This window comes from Pararhizobium mangrovi, from assembly GCF_006516965.1.
Taxonomy (GTDB): Bacteria; Pseudomonadota; Alphaproteobacteria; order Rhizobiales; family Rhizobiaceae; genus Pararhizobium_B; species Pararhizobium_B mangrovi.
The window spans coordinates 282,534-303,154 of record NZ_VHLH01000001.1 but is presented as its reverse complement, the minus strand read 5'-3'; the positions used below and the strand labels follow the sequence as shown (position 1 = coordinate 303,154).

At 64.7% G+C, this 20,621-nt stretch carries 21 protein-coding genes, 1 other RNA gene and 1 pseudogene; 7 read left to right on the top strand and 16 right to left on the bottom strand.

What is annotated here, in order from left to right; genetic code table 11:
* Positions 1-102: 102 nt before the first annotated feature.
* Together FJU11_RS01445 and miaA are read right to left on the bottom strand one after the other, a co-directional pair.
* Positions 103-876: a GGDEF domain-containing protein gene (locus tag FJU11_RS01445; protein ID WP_141165214.1), complete on the bottom strand. Its 774-nt coding sequence runs from the start codon at positions 874-876 to the stop codon at positions 103-105.
* Between the two features lie 56 nt (positions 877-932).
* Positions 933-1,844 (bottom strand): tRNA (adenosine(37)-N6)-dimethylallyltransferase MiaA, encoded by a 912-nt coding sequence (gene miaA, locus FJU11_RS01440; protein ID WP_235890726.1) that lies wholly within the window; start codon positions 1,842-1,844, stop codon positions 933-935.
* A 40-nt stretch (positions 1,845-1,884) separates the two neighbouring features.
* Between miaA and serB the strand changes: the two genes are divergently transcribed.
* A complete protein-coding gene (gene serB / locus FJU11_RS01435) occupies positions 1,885-2,772 on the top strand; it encodes a phosphoserine phosphatase SerB (RefSeq protein WP_141165212.1) in 888 nt (295 codons plus the stop codon).
* Positions 2,773-2,840: 68 nt separating this feature from the next.
* Here the strand turns inward: serB and FJU11_RS01430 are convergent, their stop codons facing one another.
* The 7 genes and pseudogenes from FJU11_RS01430 to FJU11_RS01400 form a co-directional block, all read right to left on the bottom strand.
* Positions 2,841-4,439: a DegQ family serine endoprotease gene (locus FJU11_RS01430; protein ID WP_141165211.1), complete on the bottom strand. Its 1,599-nt coding sequence runs from the start codon at positions 4,437-4,439 to the stop codon at positions 2,841-2,843.
* Positions 4,440-4,573: 134 nt separating this feature from the next.
* Positions 4,574-4,759, bottom strand: coding sequence for a DUF2065 domain-containing protein (locus tag FJU11_RS01425; RefSeq protein WP_141165210.1), 186 nt, complete (start codon positions 4,757-4,759; stop codon positions 4,574-4,576).
* 348 nt (positions 4,760-5,107) lie between these two features.
* Positions 5,108-5,974 (bottom strand): annotated as a pseudogene (gene hflC / locus FJU11_RS01420) (protease modulator HflC); the annotation flags it as partial.
* Positions 5,971-7,125: an FtsH protease activity modulator HflK gene (hflK, locus tag FJU11_RS01415; protein ID WP_141165209.1), complete on the bottom strand. Its 1,155-nt coding sequence runs from the start codon at positions 7,123-7,125 to the stop codon at positions 5,971-5,973. The pseudogene hflC and the gene hflK, both read right to left, overlap by 4 nt.
* 173 nt (positions 7,126-7,298) lie before the next feature.
* Positions 7,299-7,820 carry a dihydrofolate reductase gene (locus tag FJU11_RS01410; RefSeq protein ID WP_141165288.1) on the bottom strand — a complete coding sequence of 174 codons (522 nt, stop codon included), beginning with the start codon at positions 7,818-7,820 and terminating at the stop codon, positions 7,299-7,301.
* A 14-nt stretch (positions 7,821-7,834) separates the two neighbouring features.
* Complete coding sequence (locus FJU11_RS01405) at positions 7,835-8,629, bottom strand: thymidylate synthase (RefSeq protein WP_141165208.1); 795 nt, start codon at positions 8,627-8,629, stop codon at positions 7,835-7,837.
* A 156-nt stretch (positions 8,630-8,785) separates the two neighbouring features.
* The gene (locus FJU11_RS01400) at positions 8,786-9,286 is read right to left on the bottom strand and encodes a YciE/YciF ferroxidase family protein (RefSeq protein WP_141165207.1); all 501 of its coding nucleotides are present in this window, start codon (positions 9,284-9,286) and stop codon (positions 8,786-8,788) included.
* Positions 9,287-9,443: 157 nt separating this feature from the next.
* Between FJU11_RS01400 and ssrA the strand changes: the two genes are divergently transcribed.
* From ssrA to FJU11_RS01385, 3 genes are all read left to right on the top strand, one after another.
* Positions 9,444-9,810: a transfer-messenger RNA gene (ssrA, locus tag FJU11_RS01395) on the top strand.
* Positions 9,811-9,884: 74 nt separating this feature from the next.
* Positions 9,885-10,406 carry an SspB family protein gene (locus FJU11_RS01390; protein WP_141165206.1) on the top strand — a complete coding sequence of 174 codons (522 nt, stop codon included), beginning with the start codon at positions 9,885-9,887 and terminating at the stop codon, positions 10,404-10,406.
* A gap of 60 nt (positions 10,407-10,466) precedes the next feature.
* Positions 10,467-10,688, top strand: a complete 222-nt coding sequence (locus FJU11_RS01385; RefSeq protein ID WP_141165205.1) for a ribbon-helix-helix domain-containing protein — start codon at positions 10,467-10,469, stop codon at positions 10,686-10,688.
* 38 nt (positions 10,689-10,726) lie between these two features.
* On the opposite strand, the gene FJU11_RS01380 is transcribed toward FJU11_RS01385, so the two are convergent.
* The 3 genes from FJU11_RS01380 to FJU11_RS01370 all read right to left on the bottom strand — a co-directional run bounded on the left by FJU11_RS01380 (position 10,727) and on the right by FJU11_RS01370 (position 12,734).
* The gene (locus FJU11_RS01380; protein WP_141165204.1) at positions 10,727-10,930 is read right to left on the bottom strand and encodes a DUF3126 family protein; all 204 of its coding nucleotides are present in this window, start codon (positions 10,928-10,930) and stop codon (positions 10,727-10,729) included.
* 81 nt (positions 10,931-11,011) lie between these two features.
* Positions 11,012-11,851 (bottom strand): serine O-acetyltransferase, encoded by an 840-nt coding sequence (cysE, locus tag FJU11_RS01375; protein ID WP_141165203.1) that lies wholly within the window; start codon positions 11,849-11,851, stop codon positions 11,012-11,014.
* Between the two features lie 109 nt (positions 11,852-11,960).
* Complete coding sequence (locus FJU11_RS01370) at positions 11,961-12,734, bottom strand: alpha/beta fold hydrolase (RefSeq protein WP_141165202.1); 774 nt, start codon at positions 12,732-12,734, stop codon at positions 11,961-11,963.
* Positions 12,735-12,853: 119 nt separating this feature from the next.
* Here FJU11_RS01370 and FJU11_RS01365 point away from each other — a divergent pair, with 119 nt between their 5' ends.
* Positions 12,854-13,099, top strand: coding sequence for a zinc-finger domain-containing protein (locus tag FJU11_RS01365; RefSeq protein ID WP_141165201.1), 246 nt, complete (start codon positions 12,854-12,856; stop codon positions 13,097-13,099).
* Positions 13,100-13,122: 23 nt separating this feature from the next.
* Positions 13,123-14,307 (top strand): FAD-dependent monooxygenase, encoded by a 1,185-nt coding sequence (locus tag FJU11_RS01360; protein ID WP_141165200.1) that lies wholly within the window; start codon positions 13,123-13,125, stop codon positions 14,305-14,307.
* A gap of 35 nt (positions 14,308-14,342) precedes the next feature.
* Here FJU11_RS01360 and FJU11_RS01355 read toward each other — a convergent pair whose 3' ends face one another.
* The 4 genes from FJU11_RS01355 to FJU11_RS01340 form a co-directional block, all read right to left on the bottom strand.
* A complete protein-coding gene (locus tag FJU11_RS01355) occupies positions 14,343-15,092 on the bottom strand; it encodes an amino acid ABC transporter ATP-binding protein (protein WP_210242824.1) in 750 nt (249 codons plus the stop codon).
* 81 nt (positions 15,093-15,173) lie between these two features.
* Positions 15,174-16,553: an amino acid ABC transporter permease gene (locus FJU11_RS01350; RefSeq protein WP_210242820.1), complete on the bottom strand. Its 1,380-nt coding sequence runs from the start codon at positions 16,551-16,553 to the stop codon at positions 15,174-15,176.
* Positions 16,554-16,557: 4 nt separating this feature from the next.
* On the bottom strand, positions 16,558-17,754 hold the full coding sequence (locus FJU11_RS01345) for an amino acid ABC transporter permease (RefSeq protein WP_141165198.1): 1,197 nt from the start codon (positions 17,752-17,754) through the stop codon (positions 16,558-16,560).
* A 202-nt stretch (positions 17,755-17,956) separates the two neighbouring features.
* Entirely contained in the window at positions 17,957-18,979 is a 1,023-nt protein-coding gene (locus FJU11_RS01340; protein ID WP_141165197.1) for an amino acid ABC transporter substrate-binding protein, read from the bottom strand.
* Positions 18,980-19,290: 311 nt separating this feature from the next.
* On the opposite strand from FJU11_RS01340, the gene FJU11_RS01335 reads away from it, so the two are divergent.
* A complete protein-coding gene (locus FJU11_RS01335; RefSeq protein WP_235890722.1) occupies positions 19,291-20,481 on the top strand; it encodes a cystathionine beta-lyase in 1,191 nt (396 codons plus the stop codon).
* The last annotated feature ends 140 nt before the right edge of the window (positions 20,482-20,621 follow it).

Genomic DNA, 20,621 nt, shown 5'->3' with positions numbered 1-20,621 from the left:
GGCAAACGCCCGAACGCCGCCGCTGCGCAAGCAACGCCGGATGACAATTCTCGCTGCCTGAATGACGAAACCCGCTCGCTTCCGTCGGGGCTGCCGGCCGGATCAGCAGACGCGGTCGCGGCCGCGTCGCTTGGCTTCGTAGAGCTGCTTGTCGGTACGCCGGTAGAGATCCTCGCAGCTCTCGGAGCCGTCCCAGACGGCGATGCCGATGCTTGCCGTCAGACGAAGATGGTCGTCGCCGTGCACGATGCGCAGACCGGCGATCGCCGCGCGTATGCGCTCGGCGAGTGCGAAGAGCTGGCGTTCCGTCGTATTCGGCGAAAGCACGGCGAACTCCTCGCCGCCGTACCGCGCGACGACGTCGTGATAGCGCGCGAACTCGAGCAGGCAGGCGGCAACGTGACGAAGCGCGTCGTCGCCGACATCGTGGCCGTGGGTGTCGTTGATCGCCTTGAAGTGATCGAGGTCGAGGATCATCATCCCCACCGGCTTGCCGACATCGCGAAACGCCTTCAGATATTCGGCGAGCGCCCGGTCGAAATAGCGGCGGTTGAAGGTGCCCGTCAGCGCGTCGGTCGTCGCGGCGTGTTCGAGGTTGGTAGAGCGCGCGCTGAGGCGTTCCGTCAGTTGCTGCAATTCGCCCTGTTCGGTCAGGCCGCGGCGTACCACGGGATAGACGAGGAACATGCCGCACACCGCGGCGAGCCCGCAGAATATCGTGCCCAGAAAGGAAAGGCTGCGGGCGGGGAAGAAGCTCGGCTGACCCGACGTCGCCGCTGCGACGATCGAATTGTGAGCCATGAAGCTGAAGGTTCCGGCGAGCGCGATGAAAGCCATCAGGAAGATGAAGAAGACTTCCGCCTTGTGGATTCGCATGGTGCCTCGCCCGTTTTTCTCCGGACAATCCTAGGTACCCACGCGTTAGAATACCCTTAATCTACACGGACGATCCCCGGTTCGAGGGCAGCACTGGCCTCCTCGAAGACTTCCCAACCGTCCGGGAGCTGGTTGCGGAACCATGTCGTCTGCCGCTTCGCATATTGCCGCGAGGCGGTAACGGCCCGCTCTTCGGCCTCCCCAGGGCTCATCCGGCCGTCGAGAACGGCGGAAAGTTCGCGCACGCCGATCGCCTTCATCACCGGCAGATCCTGCGAAAGCCGGCGCGAACGCAACTGCGCGACTTCCTGCATCGCGCCGGCTTCCATCATCGCGCGAAACCGCGAAGCGATCATGGCACGCAGTCGCGTACGTTCTGGCAGGACGAGGATACGCCGCGTGCGTGCGGGATCGACGAGGGGCGACCCTGCCTCGGCCCTGAAACTGGCGATCGATCGTCCCGTCGCACGGACGACTTCGAGCGCACGCACGATGCGCTGGCCGTCGGCCGGATCGAGGCCGGCTGCAGCCTGCGGATCCTCGCGCGCCAGTTCGCGGTGCAGTGCTTCCGGTCCTTCGCTTTTCAATCGCCCGCGTAGGACTTCGCGCAGTTCGGTCGGAATCGGCGGCATCGCCGAAAGTCCACCCGTCAGCGCCTTCAGGTAAAGCCCCGTTCCGCCGACGACGATGGGTATGCGGCCGGCCGTGCGCAGATCGGCAAGCACCACCTGCGCATCGCGATACCAAGCGCCGACCGAGTAGCTTTCTTCCGATGGAACGTGCCCGTAGAGACGGTGCGGAACCTCGCCCATCTGGGCCTCGCCCGGGCGAGCGGTCAGAATATGCAGGCCTTCGTAGACCTGCATGGAATCGGCGTTGACGATCGTCCCGCCATGGCGTCGTGCGAGCGCCATGGCGAGACCCGACTTGCCGCCGGCGGTCGGCCCGGCTATCACGATGGCTTCCATCGCCCTCGTCTCTTTCACGTTTCCCGGGAGCTTTCGCCCGATGGCTCTGGTTGCCACGCTCATTGCAAACCCGTCAAACCCGCTGCTGACCGAAGAGGTCGCCGCAACGGCAGCCGCCACGGTCTCCGCGAAGGATCGGCGATGGCTCGCCGAAGGCGTCGCGCTCGATCTGGAACTCGATAGCGACGCCGGGGCGCCACAGGTGCGCGAAGCACTGCAAAACGCGCTCGGCGACCTCGCCGTCGACGTCGTGGTCCAGCCCGGGGATGCGCGCCGCAAGCGCTTCCTGCTCGCCGACATGGACTCCACCATGATCGGCCAGGAATGCATCGACGAACTGGCCGACGAGATCGGCGTCAGGGATCGGGTTTCGGCGATCACCGCACGCGCCATGAACGGCGAGATCGCGTTCGAGCCCGCCCTGCGCGAGCGTGTCGGCCTGCTCAAGGGATTGCCGGTTTCCGTCGTCGCGCGCGTCCTGCAAACGCGCATCACGCTTGCGCCGGGCGGACGGGAACTGGTGCAGACGATGCGCGCCAACGGCGCCTATACGGCCCTCGTCTCCGGCGGCTTTACGCTCTTTTCCGGGCCGATCGCAGAACGCATCGGGTTCGACGAACACCGGGCGAACCGGCTGATCGTCGCCGACGACGTGCTTACCGGCGAGGTCGCCGAGCCGATCCTCGGCCGGCAGGCGAAGATCGACACGCTCGACGACATCGTCGCCCGGCACGGCCTGTCGCACGAAGATGCGATCGTCGTCGGCGACGGCGCCAATGACCTTGGCATGATCGAGCGTGCCGGCACCGGCGTCGCCCTCCATGCCAAGCCGTCGGTCGCAGAAGCCGCACCGGTGCGCATAGACCACGGCGACTTGACCGCGCTTCTCTATCTTCAGGGCTACAGCCGCGCCGACTTCGCCGAATAGAATCCACACGACGTATCCCGTCGCCGGTTCGCGGACGGCGATCGCAGGATGCGCAACGGCTTCCGTCTTCAATCCATCTGGACGGTCAGGAAGCGCAGTTCGCCGGACTTGTCGGCCATCATGACGAGGGCGTTGCGGCGGCCGTCCTTCTTCAGCGAAGCGACCCTCTTGCGTACGTCGTCCGGGCTCTTCACCTGTTCCTGAGCGACCTCGACGATGACGTTGCCGGGCGCAATCCGCTTGTCGGCCGCGGCTGAATTCGGGTCGACATCGGTGACGACCACGCCTTCGACGTCCTCGGCGATGCCGAAACGCTTGCGCGCCTGCGGATCGAGCTTTGCGAGGCTCATGCCGAGAATGCGATTGTCGCTCTGCTTCTTCGTATCGTCGCTTTTCTTGTCCTTCGCGGAGGCATCGTCGCTTTCCAGCCGACCGAGCTTGACGGAGACGGTCTTGCGCTTGCCGTCGTGCAGCACCACCATGTCCACCGTCTGGCCGACGGCGGTCTCGGCGACCATGCGCGGCAGGTCGCGCATTTCCTTCACCGGCTTTCCGTCGAAGCTGACGATCACGTCGCCCGCCTCGAGCGAACCGTTGTCGACCGGACCGCCCTTCACCACACCCGCGACGAGAGCGCCTTCGGCATGGTCCATGTCGAGGCTTTCGGAAATCTCGTCCGTCACCGGCTGGATGCGCACGCCGAGCCAGCCGCGGCGGGTCTCGCCGTATTGGCGAAGCTGGCCGATCACGCTGCTCGCGATCTCTGAAGGGATGGAGAAGCCGATGCCGATCGAGCCGCCGCTCGGCGAGATGATGGCGGTGTTGATGCCGATGACGTCGCCCTTCATGTTGAAGAGCGGACCGCCGGAGTTGCCGCGATTGATGGCCGCATCCGTCTGGATGAAGTTGTCGTAGGGCCCGGCGTTGATGTTGCGCCCGCGCGCGGAAATGATGCCGAGCGTGACCGAACCGCCGAGGCCGAACGGATTGCCGATCGCCATCACCCAATCGCCGATGCGTGCGCTATCGGAATCGCCGAAAGAGACGTAGGGCAGCTTCGTCTTCGCATCGACCTTGAGGAGCGCCAGGTCGGTCTTGTCGTCGATGCCGAGAACCTTTGCGCGGCGCGTCGTGCCGTCGGTGAACGTGACCTCGACGTCGTCGGCGTTCTCGATGACGTGGTTGTTCGTCACGATCAGGCCGCTCGGATCGATGACGAAGCCCGAGCCCAGCGAATCGACCTTGCCGGACGGCGGCATCTGACCGCCCTCGCCGTCGAAGAACTTGTTGAAGAAATCCTGGAACGGCGAGCCTTCCGGCAATTTCGGCGGCGCGACCTTGCCGCCGTCGCCCGTCTCCACGTTCTGCGAGGAGGAGATGTTCACGACCGCGTCGAGGAGCTTCGCCGAAAGGTCGGCGACCGATGCCGGCCCGTTCTGCTGCAGTGCGCTCGGCTTGTTGGTGCCGGGTTGCGGGACCTTCTTCGCCGTATCCGGCGCGGTCTGCGCGCTCCCTGAACCGGTTTGCCCCTGGTTGGATTGGCCACCCTGGCTATTGTTGGCATCCTGAGCGCTTGTCGCGCCGGCCGGGGCGAACGCCAGCCCGCCGATCGCCAATGCCAGTGTCAGACGTCTCGCGAACGTGCGGGACAAAGGGTTCGATGCCATGATCCCGGTTCTCCCTCGGTAGGGCGTGAGAAACGACTATAGGGAAAGGATATGACGCAATCGCGCCCTGGCCAATCACATTTGCGCCACCGCGAGCAGGCCGGCGTGCCTGCGCAGCGCGTCGGCGATCGCCCTCAGCCGCGGACGAGCCAGACGATGCCGACGCCGATCGCCAGCGAAATCACGCCCATCATGCGCATCTGCGTGTCGCTGACGTCGGGAAGCCGGCTCGCGGCCGCGCGCAGCAATGACGGCGCGAGCGCGTAGACGAGCCCCTCGATCACGAAGAAGAGGCCCAGTCCGATGAAGAGCGCCGTCACGGTCCGCCGTCAGTTCGGGGAAGACGAGCCCGACGTGCTGCCCGTCGTTCCGTCCGAATCCGGCGTCTGCGGCGCAGCCCCGGCCGATCCGCCATTACCGCTGCCGCCGGCGGCCGCATTCGAACCACCGCTGCCCTGCCCGGCCGAGCTGGAGCCGGACGCCGAAGCGCCGCCGCCATTGCCCGAGCCGTTTTCGTTCGTGCCATCGCCCGCCACCGCGGCGCCGCTTCCCGCAGCGCCGTTCGAAGCGTTCGGTCCGCTGCCGCCGTTCGGCTTCCTGTTGAGAAGACGCGACAGCGAATTCTGGTCCTCCTGCAGCGTGCTCGGTCCGCCACCTTCCGAAGACGGGCTGTCGAAGTACTGGAAGAACTGGGAGTCCGGCGAAAGCACCATCGTCGTGTTCGACGAGGGCAGCGCCTGGCGATAGGCGTCCATCGAGCGATAGAAATCGTAGAACTTCGGATCGGCCGAATAGGCCTTGCCGTAGATCTGCGTCGCCTGCTGGTCGCCCTGACCGCGGGAGATGTCGGCATCGCGCTGGGCTTGCGAGACGATCTCGACGACCTGACGGTCGGCCACCGCGCGGATGCGCTGCGCGGCCTCGTTGCCGCGGGCACGGATGAGCGCGGCTTCGGCGAGACGCTCCGACTTCATCCGTTCGTAGGTCTGTTGCGAGACCTCGTCGGTCAGGTCGGTACGCTGGATGCGCACGTCCTCGATGGTGATGCCGAGCGACTGCGCCGCCGGGCGAAGCTGATCCCGCACCTCGCGCATCATCGAAGCACGCTCGTCCGAAAGTGCCGCCTCGAAATTGCGCAGGCCGTAGACCCGGCGCAACGCCGAATCGAGACGGGTACGCAGGCGTGATTCGGCCGCTTCGAAGTCGGCCGAGACGGTCTGGCGGAACTTGCGGGCATCCGTCACCCGATAGACGACGAAGGCGTCCACCACGTAGAACTTGCCGCCCGAGACCTGCACGCGGATGTTGTTGAGATCGAAACGGCGCGCACGATCGTCGATGAACTGCACGCGATCGGCATCGAGGAAGCCGAAGGGCAGCTTGAAGTAGAGCCCCGGTTGGGCCTCTACGCGCTGGATCTCGCCGAAGCGCACCACGATCGCCTGCTCGCGCGCGTTGACGACGAAGAAGCAGGAATACAGCACGATCAGGACGACGACGATCGCCCCGAGGAAGATGGGGAGACGATTGCTCATTGGTTGCCTCCCTGGCCCTGCGTGCTCTGGTTCGTATTGGACGAACCGGACTGGTTACGGTCCTGTCCGGCCCTGACCTCCGGCAGCGGCAGATACGGCACGACGCCCTGCCCGCCACCTTCGGCGTTCTTGTCGAGGATCACCTTGTTGCTGCCGCCGAGGACCTGCTGCATCGTGTCGAGGTAGAGACGGCGGCGGGTCACTTCCGGTGCCTTCTGGTAGGCCCCGAGCACGGCCGTGAAGCGCTGCGATTCACCCTGCGCCTGGTTGACGACCTTCTGCCGGTAGGCGTCGGCCGCCTCGCGAAGCTGCGCCGCCTCGCCGCGTGCCTGGCCGAGCTTCTTGTTGGCGTACTGGTTCGCCTCCTGCTTGAAGCGGTCCTCGTCCTGCTCGGCACGCTGCACCTCGTCGAAGGCATCGGCCACCTGCTGCGGTGGCGCGGCGTCCTCGATCGAGACGGCATTGATGTTCAAGCCGGCATTGTAGTCGTTCATGGTGCTCTGGATGATCGACTTGACCTCCTGGGCGATCGCCGCACGGTTGTCGCGGAAGATGTCCTGCGCCGGACGCCGTCCGACGACCTCGCGCATGGCGCTTTCGGAAACCTGACGCAGCGTGCTGTCGGGCGTCGCGATATTGAAGAGATACTTCTTCGGATCGGTGACGGCGTAGAGCACGTTGAACTGCACCTCGACGATGTTCTGGTCGCCGGTCAGCATCAGCCCCGAGCTCGTACCGCCGCCCGCAGAACCGATCGCCATCTGTTGCTCGACGATCGGCACGCGATCCACCGTTTCGAACGGCCACCACAGGAAGTGCAGCCCGGGCATGGCGATCTCCTGCTTCGGAGCACCGAAGCGAAGTTCGACGCCGCGCTGGTCGGGCTGAACCGTGTAGATCGCCTGCGAAAGCCAGATGACGAGGAGGAAGACGACGACGATCAGGCCGATCAGCGCCCCTCCGCCGCTTCCGCCACCGGGCGTGGCACGGCGCAGCATATCCTGGCCGCGACGGATGATCTCGTCGAGGTCCGGCGGCTTGCCGCCACCGCCTCCGCCGCCACGTGGCGGCTGTGGTCCCTGCCCCCAGGGGCCCTTGTTACCGCCGCCGCCCCATGGGCCACCGCCGCCGTTCTGACTGCTCCAGGGCATTCACAACCTCACCCTTCGTTCCTGTCGGCACGCGAGACGCGCACACGGCATGCCCGAACGTCATCGGCCCCGTGAACCCGCAATTTGCGTTGCGGCGGTTATAAGGACGCGACCGGGCGCTTTCAACGAGCGCCGGTTTCATCTTGGTCGAATTCCAGTCGAATGGGTAAATTTCACGTCAGCCGGCAGCGATATTCGACGTAGCGCGTAGGAAATTCGTTCTTCTCGTCGGCGGGCACGCACGTCTCGCTTACCCGATCGAAGGCCGAAAGATCGAGATCCGCCATGCGCGTATCGCCTTCGACATCGGCCTGAACATGGGTGAGATGAACGCTATCCGCCTCTCCGATCGCCCGTTCGAAGAGTGCGCGCCCGCCGATCACGCACATGGCCTCCGCACCTTGCTCCCGGGCGAGTTTCGCCGCGAGACGGACCGCCGCGTCGAAATCGTGCACGACTTCGGCCTTTTCCGCCACGTAGTCCGCATCGCGCGTAAGCACGATGTGCGGACGGCCGGGCAGGATGCCGGGCAGCGATTCGAAGGTGCGCCGCCCCATGATCAGCGGCTTTTCCATCGTCAGCGCCTTGAAGCGCTTCAGATCCGCCGAAAGACGCCACGGCAGCGCGTTGTCTCTCCCGATGACGCCGTTTTGCGCCATCGCCAGCACGATCTCGATGCGTATTCCGCCCTGCATCGTCGACGACCGGCTCAAACGGCGACCTTCGCCTTGATGTGCGGATGCGGATCGTAGCCTTCCAGCGTGAAATGCTCGTAGCGGAAGGCGAAGAGGTCCGTGACGTTCGCATCGATGTGCATCGTCGGCAGGTGCCGCGGTTGCCGTTCGAGCTGCGCGCGCGCCTGCTCGAAATGGTTCGCGTAGAGATGCGCGTCGCCGAGCGTGTGCACGAAGTCCCCCGGCTTCAGCCCCGTCACCTGCGCGACCATCATCGTCAGCAGCGCGTAGGAGGCGATGTTGAAGGGCACGCCGAGAAAGATGTCGCCGGAACGCTGGTAGAGCTGGCAGGAAAGCCGGCCGTCGGCGACGTAGAACTGAAAGAGGCAATGGCACGGCGGCAGCGCCATCGCGTCGACGAGCGCCGGGTTCCAGGCCGAAACGATGTGCCGGCGCGAATACGGGTTGGTGCGGATACCTTCGACGACCGCCGCGATCTGATCGATCTGCCGGCCGTCCGGTGCCGGCCACGAGCGCCACTGCGCGCCGTAGACCGGCCCGAGATCGCCGTTTTCGTCGGCCCACTCGTCCCAGATCCGCACGCCGTTCTCGGTAAGGTAGGCGATGTTCGTCTCGCCGCGCAGGAACCACAGAAGCTCGTGCACGATCGAGCGCATGTGCAGCTTCTTCGTCGTGACGAGGGGAAAGCCGTCTTCGAGATCGAAACGCATCTGATGCCCGAAGATCGAGCGCGTGCCGGTGCCGGTGCGGTCGCCGCGGTCGGTTCCGCGATCGAGCACGCATCGCATCAGATCGAGATATTGCTGCATCGTTTCGCCCCCGCGATTGCGCGCGGAAGATAGCCGCTCCGCCATCGTGCGAAAGGCGGAGCGGCCATCAACCCTGTGGATAGGTCGGCTCGCGGGCCCTTTGCGTTGCGACCTCGCTACACCGCTCGCAGCGCTTCCCGACGGGTCGCAAACGCCCTAGGCGGCAGCCTTCGCCGTTTCGTTCGCGGAGGCGTCGGCAAGCTTCGTCAGCTTTTCGTCGGCGGCGGCCTCTTCCTTCAGCGTCGCGTCGAGCAGCTCGACCGCCTCGGTCATCTTCAGGATCTTCGCCCAGCGCTTGAGCGTGCCGTAGCGCGCCATCTCGTAATGCTCGACCGCCTGCGCGGAAGAGATGAGGCCGGCATCGATCGCGGGCGTGCCCTTGAAATCGGACATGATCTCCTCGCCTTCCTCGATGATGCCCTGGATCGCCTCGCAGGTCTTGCCGCGGGCAGGCTTGCCGAGGACGTCGAACACCTTCTGCAGCCGTTCGACCTGGCCCTCGGTCTCGTGACGGTGCTCCTCGAAGGCCATCCTGAGCTCCTCCGAATGGGCGGCCTTGGCCATCTTCGGCAGCGCTTTCAGGATCTGCCGCTCGGCGTAGTAGATGTCCTTGAGCGTATCGAGGAAAAGATCGTCCAGTGTGTTGTGACTTGCCATCGTTAGGTCTCCTGACAGGCAACCCCAGCCACACGATGGAAACAGCCGTCGATCCGTTCGGTTCCGCGTTTCGGCGCGCGATCGGCCGGTTTCTTCGTAGCCATGCGCAATGCGGTTCTTCGCCCTCATGCGCAATGCGCGCATCGTACCGAAACGGCCCCTTTTCACGGGCGCGGGAAACCCTTATATGCGGAGGCGTCGCTTCGGCGACTATGGCAATAAACGGGCGATGCAATAAACCTATCGGACCCGGGGGCAGTACCCGGCGCCTCCACCACAAACCGGCGAAAGCAGAGCGGCCGCGGCCGGCTTGTGATGGGGGCGAACCAGGATCGACGAGGGTGTAAAGATCGACTTTTTGCCCGGCATGATACCACCGTTATCGGGTCAAACTAGTAGTTGCTAACGACAACTATGCGGAAGCACGTCTCGCCGCGTAAGCGGTGCGAACGCTTCAAATGAAGTCCTGACGGGTCGCACTGTCAGGCGGGGTTCGGAGGCACCTGGCAACAGAAGCCTCCACTAATTGCCGGTATGGTCTATACCTGCTTTATGATCGCGGCGCCGGTCAGGGAACGAAGGCGAGAACGGGACGCGCATGTCACAGGACCATATCCGTTACGACATTCTGGCTCAGGAAGCGTTGCGCGGCGTAATCCGGAAGGTTCTTTCCGAGGTCGCGTCGACGGGCCACCTTCCCGGCGACCATCATTTCTTCATCACCTTCCTGACGAACGCGCCGGGCGTGCGCATCTCTCCGCAGCTCAAGGAGAAGTACGCCGAGCAGATGACGATCGTCATCCAGCACCAGTTCTGGGAACTGAAGGTCAGCGAGACCCAGTTCGAGGTGGGCCTTTCCTTCTCCGACATTCCCGAACGCCTGATCGTGCCGTTTTCGGCCGTGCGCGGTTTCTACGACCCGTCGGTCAATTTCGAACTCGAGTTCGATCCGACGGCCGGTGCCGACGAGGAAAGCGTTCCGGAAGAGATCGCGACCCTGCCCGTCGCCGCCGGGACCGAACCCGGCGAGGCGAAGGAGAACGACAAGGGCGAAAAGGCGGCCGACGACAACGCCAGCGCCGACGTCGTCTCGCTCGATTCCTTCCGAAAGAAGAACTGAGCCGCAGGATACGCGAAGCCGATCCGCGGGTCAGTGCGCGCGAACGCGCTTCACCACGCCATGCACAAGCGATCCGTCACGATCAACGGCCACCGCACCAGCCTGTCGCTCGAGGATGCGTTCTGGAGTGCGCTGACGCGGCTTGCGGCCGAACGCGGACTTTCGACCGCCGGCCTCATCGCCGAGATCGACGCGGCACGCGCGCCGACGGACAATCTGTCGTCGGCCGTGCGCGTCCATGTCCTCGAAGCGGCCGAGGCGACGGCTGCCGGCAAGGCATGATGTCGGGGTGACCGCCGAGCCGTGCCGGCGGGCGTTTTTCACAGATCGATTTCGAGGATCGCCATCGAGAAATTGAAGGACAGGTCGCCGTCCTCCTCGTCGCGGAAGATCACGCCGAGAAACTCCTCGCCGATATAGACCTCGGCGGAATCGTCCTTCTTCGGACGTGCCCGGACCGCCATGTTCGGATTGAACGTTTTCTTGAAATAGGCGTCGAGCTTCTTGAGTTCGTCGGGCTTCAAATCGGTTCTCCGTATGGTCGGGCAATGGCTCGCGCTTCTCGCATGCCACCGTGGCGAAAGCAAACGCGCCGACGGGCTAAATCAGCCCTTTTCCGCCTCGGAAGAGGAAGCAAGCAGATGGTCCATCGCGCGGGACGGCTCCTCGCACCCGGCCGTGCCCACGACGCGCGCCGGCACGCCGGCGACCGTGGTATTGGCCGGCACCGGCTTCAGCACGACGGAGCCGGAGGCGATGCGCGAACAATGGCCGATCTCGATGTTGCCGAGCACTTTCGCGCCGGCACCGATCAGCACGCCGTTGCCGATCTTGGGGTGCCGGTCGCCGCCCTGCTTGCCGGTACCGCCGAGCGTGACGCCCTGAAGGATCGAGACGTTGTCGCCGACCCTTGCGGTCGCGCCGATGACGACGCCGGTCGCATGATCGATGAAGATGCCCTTGCCGAGCTTTGCCGCCGGATTGACGTCGACCTGGAAGACGGCCGAGGACCGCGACTGCAGGTAGAGCGCGAAATCCTTGCGTCCCTGCCCGTGCAGCCAGGCCGCGAGGCGGTGCGTCTGCAGCGCGTGGAATCCCTTGAAGTAGAGAACCGGTTCGATGAACCGTTCGCACGCCGCGTCGCGGTCGTAGACGACCTGAATGTCGACGCGAAGGACGGAACCCCAGCCGGGATCGCTTTCGGCCATCTCGTGGAAAGCCTTGGCGATCAGGCAGGCCGGCACTTCTGGATGATCGAGCCGTTCGCTGACGCGATGGATGATCACGTCCTCCAGCGAAGCGTGGTTCAGCACGCTGCCGTAGAGAAAGGTCGACAGGACCGGATCGTGCGCGACCGCGGTCTCGGCCTCCTGGCGAACCGCGTTCCAGATCGGGTCCATCGTCTGGACCGTCTCGCTCGGGGTCCGTTCGTACTCGGCGTGCATCGCCGCTCTCCTCGTCAACTCGCTTGCGCGATAAGATAGGCCAGCCGGACCGTCAGTTAAATGCCGGGCGGCAAATCGGCGCCAGATCGAAGGCCGGCCGGTTAAGGGTTCATTGCGCCAGAAAGTCGACGACCGCCGCCTTGAAGACCTTGTCGCCGACGGCCAGCATGTGGTCGCGGCGCGGGATCTCCAGCGCGCGCGCCTGCGGCATGAGTTCGGCCAGGGCCTCCGGCGAGCCGGCGATCTCGTCCTTCGTGCCGACGCCGATCAGGACCGGCGCATCGAGCCGCCCGACCTCTTCGGCGCTGATCGTCGTGCGCGCGGCGCGAATGCATGCGGCGAGCGCCTTGCGATCGCTCTTCGTCTGGTCGGCGAAGCTGCGGAACATGCGCCCCGTCTCGTCCGTGATCGCTCCCGGATCCTCGGCAAGCAACGCCTCGGCGATCGGATCCCAGTCGCCGACGCCCTCGACGAGGCCGATGCCGAGCCCGCCGAAGACCGCCGAGCGGACGCGGGCGAGATCCTCGAGCATCATCGTCGCGGTGATCCGTGCGCCCATCGAATAGCCCATGACGTGCGCCGAACCGATTTCGAGATGGTCGAGCAGAGCAAAGGCGTCGCCGGCCATCGTCGCCGTCTCGTAGGCCGAGGAAACGTGCGGCTTGTCGCTTTCGCCGTGTCCGCGATTGTCGATCGCCACGACCCGGTACCCCGCCTCGCCGAGCGTCTTCAGCCAGCCCGGAAAGACCCAGTTGACGTTGGCCGTCGAGGCGAAACCGTGGATGAGGAGGACGGGCGGACCGGCCGGGTCGCCCGCGTCGAAATAGGCGAGATCGAGCCCGTCATGGCCGAAGCGGTCCATCGGTACGCGGTCGAGGTTCATGGCTTGCCCCTCAGTGAGCCGGCTTGTCGCGGCGCGATTGCGGCGAAACGTCTACACATTCCCCATCGCCATCTATATGCTCCGGCACGAAAAACAAACGGCAAACGGGAGTGCGCGCCATGGCCGGCCATTCGATACCCCACTACCAGAACGACGCCGGACACGATGCCGTCGAGATCGGCGTGAAGGAATTCATGTGCGTCGGCGCACGTCCCCCCTTCGACCATCCGCACGAATTCCTCGACATGGGCGACGATGTCGAGAAGGTCTGTCCGTACTGCTCGACGCTCTACCGGTACGATGCGTCGCTGAAGTGGGACGAAACGCGCCCCGAGGGCTGCGAATACATCGACCAGGCCGCCTGATCCCGGAGGTCGGGCACGATTTCATGACCAAACGGCACATCGCCGTCGTCGGTGCCGGCATCGCCGGATTGACGGCGGCGATCGCATTCGCGCTGCGTGGTTTCGCCGTCACCGTCCTCGAGCAGGCCCCGGCGCTGAGCGAAGTCGGCGCCGGCGTTCAGCTTTCTCCGAACGCGGCGGCGATCCTCGACCGGCTCGGCCTGCTCGAAGCGGTGGCTGCACGCTGGCAGGAGATCGATCACGTCTCGCTCGTCTCGGGCCTGTCGCTGCGTCCGCTTGCGCAGGTGCCGGCCGGCGCCTTCGCCAGAGACCGCTGGGGTGCGCCTTACGGGGTGATCCACCGGGCAGCCCTCCAGACGGTGCTGCTCGATGCAGCCCGATCGATGCCGGATTGCCGGATCTTGACGGACAGCCATGTCGAGGCCGCCTCGCCGCCGGCGCTCTGCCGCGCCATACGATCGACGATCGGCATCGAGCCCGATCTCGTCGTCGCCGCCGACGGGGTCTGGTCGGCCGTGCGCGGATCGATGCCGCGCGGCGCGCCGGCGCGGTACGCAGGCATGGTCGCGTGGCGTCTGCTCGCGCACGCGCGGGCACTGCCGCCCGGCATCGTCGAGCACGGCACGACCACGGCCCTTCTCGGACCCGGCAGCCATCTCGTCGCCTATCCGGTGGACGGGCTCGACACGATCAACGTCGTGGCACTCGTTCCCGGCAATGCACCGGCAAACGGCCGGCATGCGGCCGCCGGCACGACCGCCGATCGCGACGCCGTCGCGAAAGCCTTCGCCCGCTGGCATCCTTCGATCCGTACGCTTCTCGAAACGGCACGCGAGCCCACCGCCTGGCCCCTTTATGAGGTAGACGAGACGCCGTGGCGGGCGGCCGGCAGGGTCATCCCAATCGGCGATGCGGCGCACGCCATGATGCCCTTCGCAGCGCAGGGTACGGCGATGGCGATCGAGGACGCCTACGACCTCGCCGCGACATTCGAGCGATCCGGTGTCGATGCCCTGGGGGATTTCGTCCAGCGCCGTCGCGAACGGGTGCGGCGCGTACGGGCCCGCACGGCCTTCAACCGCTTCGCCTATCACGCACGCGGCCCCTTCCGCTTCGGTCGCAACCTCGTGCTCGCCGGCCGGCCGGCCGAACGGCTCGCCGGCGATCTCGACTGGCTTTACGGCTACCGCCCTCCCGGATTTTCCTGAAAGGTGATCGCCCCGGGATCAGTGCAGGATCGCGATCAGTGCAGGATCTGGCTCAGGAAGAGCTTCGTGCGCTCGTGCTGCGGGTTGTCGAAGAATTCCGCTGGCGCGTTCTGCTCGACGATCTGGCCCTGATCCATGAAGATGACGCGGTTGGCGACCTGCCGCGCGAAACCCATCTCGTGCGAGACGCACAGCATGGTCATGCCTTCCTCGGCAAGGCCGACCATCGTGTCGAGCACTTCCTTGATCATCTCCGGATCGAGCGCCGACGTCGGCTCGTCGAAGAGCATGACCTTCGGGTTCATGCACAAGGCCCGGGCGATCGCCACGCGCTGCTGCTGGCCGCCGGAAAGCTGGCCCGGATACTTGTTCGCCTGTTCGGGAATGCGCACGCGCTCGAGGAAATGCATCGCCGTTTCCTCCGCCTGCTTGCGGGAGAGCTTGCGCACCCAGATCGGCGCCAGCGTGCAGTTTTCCATGATCGTCAGATGCGGAAACAGGTTGAAGTGCTGGAACACCATGCCGACCTCGCGGCGCACCTCGTCGATCTTCTTCAGGTCGTCGGTAAGTTCGATGTTATCGACGACGATGCGCCCCTTCTGGTGCTCTTCGAGACGGTTGATGCAGCGGATCATCGTCGACTTGCCCGAACCGGACGGCCCCGCGATGACGATGCGCTCGCCACGCATGACGCGCAGATTGATGTCGCGCAGCACATGGAAATCGCCGAACCACTTGTTCATGCCGACGATATCGATGGCGACTTCGGTATCGGAAACCTCCATCTGCGTGGGTTCGGCGCGGGTTTCGACGGCGGCGTCTGACATGGTGCGTTCTTTCCCGATTTTCTTCGAGCGAGGCCGGTTTCAGGAGCGATGGCCCGTATCCAGGCGACGCTCCATGTAGCGTGAATACTGCCCCATCGAGAAGCAGAAGACGAAATAAACTGCGGCAGCGAAGCTGTAGGCGGTGATCGCCTGAACGGGGGTCGCCCAGTCGGAGTCCGAAAAGCTCGCCTGAATTTGCCCGAGGAAGTCGAACAGGCCGATGATGAGCACCAGCGTCGTGTCCTTGAAGAGGCCGATGAAGGTGTTGACGATGCCGGGAATGACGATCTTCAGCGCCTGCGGCAGGACGACGTTGCCCATCATCTGCCAAAAGCTCAGGCCGAGCGCCTTCGCACCCTCGTACTGGCCCTTGGGGATCGCCTGAAGCCCGCCGCGGATGACCTCGGCCATATAGGCGGACGAGAACATCGCCACGCCCACCAGCGCACGCACCAGCTTGTCGAAATTGACGCCGTCCGGCAGGAAGAGCGGCAGCACGACCGAGGCCATGAAGAGTACCGTAACGAGCGGGATGCCGCGCCAGAACTCGATGAAGATGATCGAAAAGAGGCGCACGATGGGCATGACCGATCGGCGCCCGAGAGCGAGCACGATGCCGAGCGGAAGCGAGACGGCGATGCCGGTCACGGCGATCACCAGCGTGACGAGCAGCCCGCCCCAACGCGCGGTTTCGACATAGGGCAGCCCAAAATCGATTGCGGTGATCGCGACGAGGACGAGAAGCACCGCCATGACGACGCCGATCGAAAGCAGCACCGGTTTCGGATTGCCCTGGGTGCCGCGCACGATGGCATAGGCGATGCCCATGATCACGGCGGTGAGGATCAGATAGTCGACGACGAAGGCCGGAAAGGACCGGCCGAGCGCGGAACCGGCGATCAGGAAGCCGTTCCAGCCGACATGGCCGCCGGTCAGGAGGACGAAGGCCGTGACCGGGAAGACCACCAGCATGAAGATGATGTTCGCGCGCTTGAAGGGCGCGGCCGGCACGAGAAGCGGCGCAAGACTCGCGAAGAAGAGGACGAAGACGACGTCCACCCGCCAGCGCTGCGGGATCGGATAGAGCCCGTAGATAAACTGCGGGAAATAGGTTCGCACATAGGCGAAGCACCCCCCGAACCAGCCGTTCGGCTGCGCGCCGCCCTGCGCCTGGGTAAGGCAGACCTTGCGCCCGCCCCCCTGCCAGACCCCGTCGATCAACACGAAGTCGACCGCCGGAATGAGGATGCTGATGACGATATATATGGCGATCAGGGTAGCGATCGCGTTGATCCAGCTCGAAAAGAGGTTTCGGCGCACCCAATGCAGCATGCCGTCGCCGCTTCGCGGCGGCGCTGCCTCGGAAAGCATCTCGCCGCGCACGAAGCTCATATCGGTGTGTTCCTCGATGCCGCTCATGATCTCAGCGCTCCGCCAGCGACATCTTCGCGTTGTACCAGTTCATGCCCGCCGACGTGATCAGCGAGATGGCGAGATAGGTCAGCATCGTCATCATCAGGATCTCGACCGCCTGCCCCGTCTGGTTGAGCGCGGTGCCGGCGAAGACGGAGACGAGGTCCGGATAGGCGATGGCGACGGCCAGCGAGGAATTCTTCGTCAGGTTCAGATACTGGCTCGTCAGGGGTGGGATGATGACCCTGAGCGCCTGCGGAATGACGACGAGCCGCAGCGTCGTGCGCGGCCGCAGGCCGAGCGAATAGGCCGCTTCCGTCTGGCCCGTCGAGACCGAGAGAATGCCGGCGCGCACGATTTCCGCGATGAAGGCGGCCGTGTAGCTCGCAAGCGCCAGGAAGAGCGAGATCAGCTCGGGAAGCACCGTCGTGCCACCGGTCGGTCGGAACGTGCCGAGCTTGGGCAGATCGAAGCTCAGCGGCAGGCCGGCGATGAAGAAGGCGACGATCGGCAGGCCGAGCACGAGGGCGGCGACCCATTTGCCGATCGGACGGCGCTCGCCGGTGCGCATTTGATGCGCCTTCGCCCGGCGCAAAAGCACCATCGACGCGACGATGCCGACGACGAAGGCGAGGATCGGGATCCAGGACAGCGCGCCGAACACCGGTCTCGGCACGAACATGCCGCGATTGTTCAGAAGGCCGAATACCCCGAGGGAAACGCTGTCCCGTGGGCTCGGCAGGAGCCGCAGCACGCCGAAATACCAGATGAAGATATGCAGAAGCAGCGGAATGTTGCGGAACACCTCGACATAGACCGAGGCAACGCCGCGCACCAGGAAGTTTCGCGACAGCCGGCAGACGCCGACGATGAAGCCGAGGATCGTCGCGCAGACGATGCCGATGATCGACACGAGCAGCGTGTTCAGGAGACCGACGAGATAGACGTCGAGATAGGTGGAATCACCCTGGGTGTAAGGGATCAGCGCCTGACTGACACTGAAGCCGGCCGTATCTTCCAGAAAGCCGAAGCCCGAAGCGATGTGCGCCGCCCGAAGGTTGGCGAACATGTTTTCCAGGCCGACGACGACGATATAGACGACGATGGCCAGAAGAACGATCTGGTACGCCCAGCCGCGGATCTTCGGGTCGTTGAAGAACGCGACCTTGGGCGGCCCGGCGTTCCGCGAAACGTCCTGCAGCGCCATGCAGCCTCACTTTGTTTCGAACCGCTCGCCGGGTGCGTCGGGCCATTGTTCGGCCCTTCGTGTTCCCATGCACCTGTCGACAGCGGCTGGTGTTCCCCGCCCGCTCGTCCCGGAGCGGATCTTCCTTGGTTGGCAGGCCCGGGCGGAATTATCCCGCCCGGGCCCCGTCTCGAACCGGCGCGCTGCCGGTCCCTGCACGTTCCTAGCGGATCGGCATGCCGTACTGCAGGCCGCCGTTCGTCCACAGCGCGTTCTGGCCGCGGTCGATCTTCAGCTCCGTCTTCGGACCGAGATTCTCCGCGAAGACCTCGCCGTAGTTACCGACGTCCTTGATGATGTTGTACGCCCAGTCCTTGTCGAGGCCGATATCCGTTCCGAAATCGCCTTCCTGGCCGAGAATGCGCTGGATCTTCGGATTGTCGGAACTCTTCATCTTGTCGACGTTCTTGCTGTTGACGCCGTAGAGTTCGGCCTCGAGCTGCGCGTAGTGCGTCCACTTGACGATGTTCAGCCACTGGTCGTCACCCTGGCGCACGACCGGACCGAGCGGCTCCTGCGAGATCGTTTCCGGCAGGATGACGTTGTTGTCGGGGTCCTTCATCTTCAGCCGCTGGGCGTAAAGGCCGGACTTGTCCGTCGTGTAGACGTCGCAACGCCCCGCATCATAGGCCTTCACGACCTCGTCGGACTTCTCGAAGGCGACGAGTTCGTAGTCCATGTTGTTGGAGCGGAAATAGTCCGCGAGGTTGAGTTCGGTGGTCGTGCCGGTGTTGACGCAGACCGAGGCGCCCGAAAGCTGCTTGGCCGACGAGATGTTCATGTCCTTGCGGACCATGAAGCCCTGGCCGTCGAAGTAGTTGACCACCGAGAAGTTCAGGCCGAGCTGCGTGTCGCGGCTCATCGTCCAGGTCGTGTTCCGTGCGAGCAGGTCGATGTCGCCGGACTGAAGGGCGGTGAAGCGCTCCTTGGCCGAAAGCGGCGTGAACTTGACCTTCTGCGGATCGTTGAAGATCGCCGAAGCCACCGCCCGGCAGAACGCGACGTCGATGCCCGACCAGTTGCCCTTGTCGTCCGTGCTCGAGAAGCCGGGCAGGCCCTGGCTCACGCCACACTGCAGGTAGCCCTTCTTCTTGACGTCGTCGAGCGTGGCGGCCGTCGCGGCCTGCAGGCCGTAACCGAAGACAACCGCCGCACTGACGACTGCCGTAAGAAGCGTTTTTTTCATACGATAGAACCTCTCCTGTTCCCCTGTCCGCGCACCTTCGTCGAGGTGCACGTGCTCCTGCGGAACGAACGGACGGCGGGGAGAAAGCCTCGCCGCCGTTGCATTCCGAATGGGGATCACAGGACGAAAGCCCCCTGAACGTCAAGTTCACACAGACAGAAATCACCCGATAAACGCCGAAATTCGCGTTTCTGCCGTGTAAAACAGCGTCCCGCCTTTCATTTTTGCTGCACCTGCTTAATGTTCGAGCGAGCGCATGAGCGGTCGCTTTCATGCCACATCAGTTCAAGAGACGAACATCGGGGAACAGAATGGCCGACACGGCGAAAACGACAGAAAAGAAGGGCGCCAATACGCGTCTCGCGCATGCCGGCTACGAGCCGCGCGGCTTCCACGGCTTCGTGAACCCGCCGGTCGTCCACGCCTCGACCGTGCTTTATCCCGATGCGCGCACCATGGAGGCGCGCGACCAGAAATATACCTACGGCCTGCGCGGCACGCCGACGACCGAAGCGCTCGCGAGCGCGATCGACGAACTGGAAGGTTCGGCAGGCACCATCATCGTGCCCTCGGGGCTGGCGGCGATCACCGTGCCCTTCCTCGGCGTGCTTTCGGCAGGCGACCATGTGCTCGTGGTCGATTCGGTCTATTCCCCGACGCGCAATTTCTGCGACACGATGCTGAAGCGCATGGGTGTCGAGACGACCTATTACGACCCGCGCATCGGCTCCAGCATCGCGGAGCTGATCCGCGACAACACGAAGCTCGTCCACACCGAAGCGCCCGGCTCCAACACGTTCGAGATGCAGGATATTCCCGCGATTGTCGACGCCGCGCACGCGCGCGGCGTGCTCGTGTCGATGGACAACACCTGGGCGACGCCGCTTTATTTCCGCGCCCTCGACTTCGGCGTCGACCTGTCGATCGACGCCGCCACGAAATACCCCTCCGGCGCGTCGGACGTCCTGCTCGGCACCGTCTCGGCCAACGAAGCGGCCTGGGCGGACCTTCGCCAGTCGCAGCTGACCCTCGGCGTATGCGCGGGGCCGGACGATTGCTACCTCGTCATGCGGGGTCTTCGTTCCATGGGCGTGCGGCTCGAGCGTCACCGCCTGAGCGCGCTCGATCTCGCCGAACGGCTGGAAAAGGCCGAGGGCGTAGCGCGTGTGCTTCATCCGGGTTTGGCGAGCCACCCCGACCACGCGATCTTCAAGCGGGACTTTTCCGGATCCTCCGGCATCTTTTCGATCGTCCTCGACGCCCCGGACCCCGAAACGCACCGGGCCAAGGCGCACGCCTTCCTCGACGCACTGGAAATCTTCGGTCTCGGCTATTCCTGGGGCGGCTTTGAAAGCCTCGCCGTCCATGCGAGCCTCGACGACCGGACGGTCGCCAAGCCGCCGGAAGAGGGTCCGGTCATGCGCCTGCAGATCGGACTGGAAGATCCCGACGACCTGATGCGCGATCTCGACCGCGCGCTCGAAGCCACGGCGAGCGTCTGAGCGCGCAACTTCTGCGGCCCGACGGCCTTCATGAAAGGCAGGCCGGCCACGTTTTATGGCCGGCGGCATACTTCAAGCGATGCATGGGCTCTGCAACGCGGGCAGTCGCGTCGTTGCTTCACGATCCGCGAGGCGTCGGT

Excerpts from the sequence above, each read along its gene's own strand:
- FJU11_RS01445 (WP_141165214.1), bottom strand. The coding sequence starts at position 876 with ATGCGAATCCACAAGGCGGAAGTCTTCTTCATCTTCCTGATGGCTTTC.
- FJU11_RS01360 (WP_141165200.1), top strand. The coding sequence starts at position 13,123 with ATGACCAAACGGCACATCGCCGTCGTCGGTGCCGGCATCGCCGGATTG.
- FJU11_RS01405 (WP_141165208.1), bottom strand. The coding sequence starts at position 8,629 with ATGCAGCAATATCTCGATCTGATGCGATGCGTGCTCGATCGCGGAACC.
- FJU11_RS01340 (WP_141165197.1), bottom strand. The coding sequence starts at position 18,979 with ATGAAAAAAACGCTTCTTACGGCAGTCGTCAGTGCGGCGGTTGTCTTC.
- serB (WP_141165212.1), top strand. The coding sequence starts at position 1,885 with ATGGCTCTGGTTGCCACGCTCATTGCAAACCCGTCAAACCCGCTGCTG.
- FJU11_RS01355 (WP_210242824.1), bottom strand. The coding sequence starts at position 15,092 with ATGGAGGTTTCCGATACCGAAGTCGCCATCGATATCGTCGGCATGAAC.
- FJU11_RS01410 (WP_141165288.1), bottom strand. The coding sequence starts at position 7,820 with ATGCAGGGCGGAATACGCATCGAGATCGTGCTGGCGATGGCGCAAAAC.
- FJU11_RS01430 (WP_141165211.1), bottom strand. The coding sequence starts at position 4,439 with ATGGCATCGAACCCTTTGTCCCGCACGTTCGCGAGACGTCTGACACTG.
- FJU11_RS01365 (WP_141165201.1), top strand. The coding sequence starts at position 12,854 with ATGGCCGGCCATTCGATACCCCACTACCAGAACGACGCCGGACACGAT.
- hflK (WP_141165209.1), bottom strand. The coding sequence starts at position 7,125 with ATGCCCTGGAGCAGTCAGAACGGCGGCGGTGGCCCATGGGGCGGCGGC.
- FJU11_RS01385 (WP_141165205.1), top strand. The coding sequence starts at position 10,467 with ATGCACAAGCGATCCGTCACGATCAACGGCCACCGCACCAGCCTGTCG.
- FJU11_RS01335 (WP_235890722.1), top strand. The coding sequence starts at position 19,291 with ATGGCCGACACGGCGAAAACGACAGAAAAGAAGGGCGCCAATACGCGT.
- FJU11_RS01350 (WP_210242820.1), bottom strand. The coding sequence starts at position 16,553 with ATGAGCGGCATCGAGGAACACACCGATATGAGCTTCGTGCGCGGCGAG.
- FJU11_RS01400 (WP_141165207.1), bottom strand. The coding sequence starts at position 9,286 with ATGGCAAGTCACAACACACTGGACGATCTTTTCCTCGATACGCTCAAG.
- FJU11_RS01390 (WP_141165206.1), top strand. The coding sequence starts at position 9,885 with ATGTCACAGGACCATATCCGTTACGACATTCTGGCTCAGGAAGCGTTG.
- cysE (WP_141165203.1), bottom strand. The coding sequence starts at position 11,851 with ATGCACGCCGAGTACGAACGGACCCCGAGCGAGACGGTCCAGACGATG.
- FJU11_RS01345 (WP_141165198.1), bottom strand. The coding sequence starts at position 17,754 with ATGGCGCTGCAGGACGTTTCGCGGAACGCCGGGCCGCCCAAGGTCGCG.
- FJU11_RS01370 (WP_141165202.1), bottom strand. The coding sequence starts at position 12,734 with ATGAACCTCGACCGCGTACCGATGGACCGCTTCGGCCATGACGGGCTC.
- miaA (WP_235890726.1), bottom strand. The coding sequence starts at position 1,844 with ATGGAAGCCATCGTGATAGCCGGGCCGACCGCCGGCGGCAAGTCGGGT.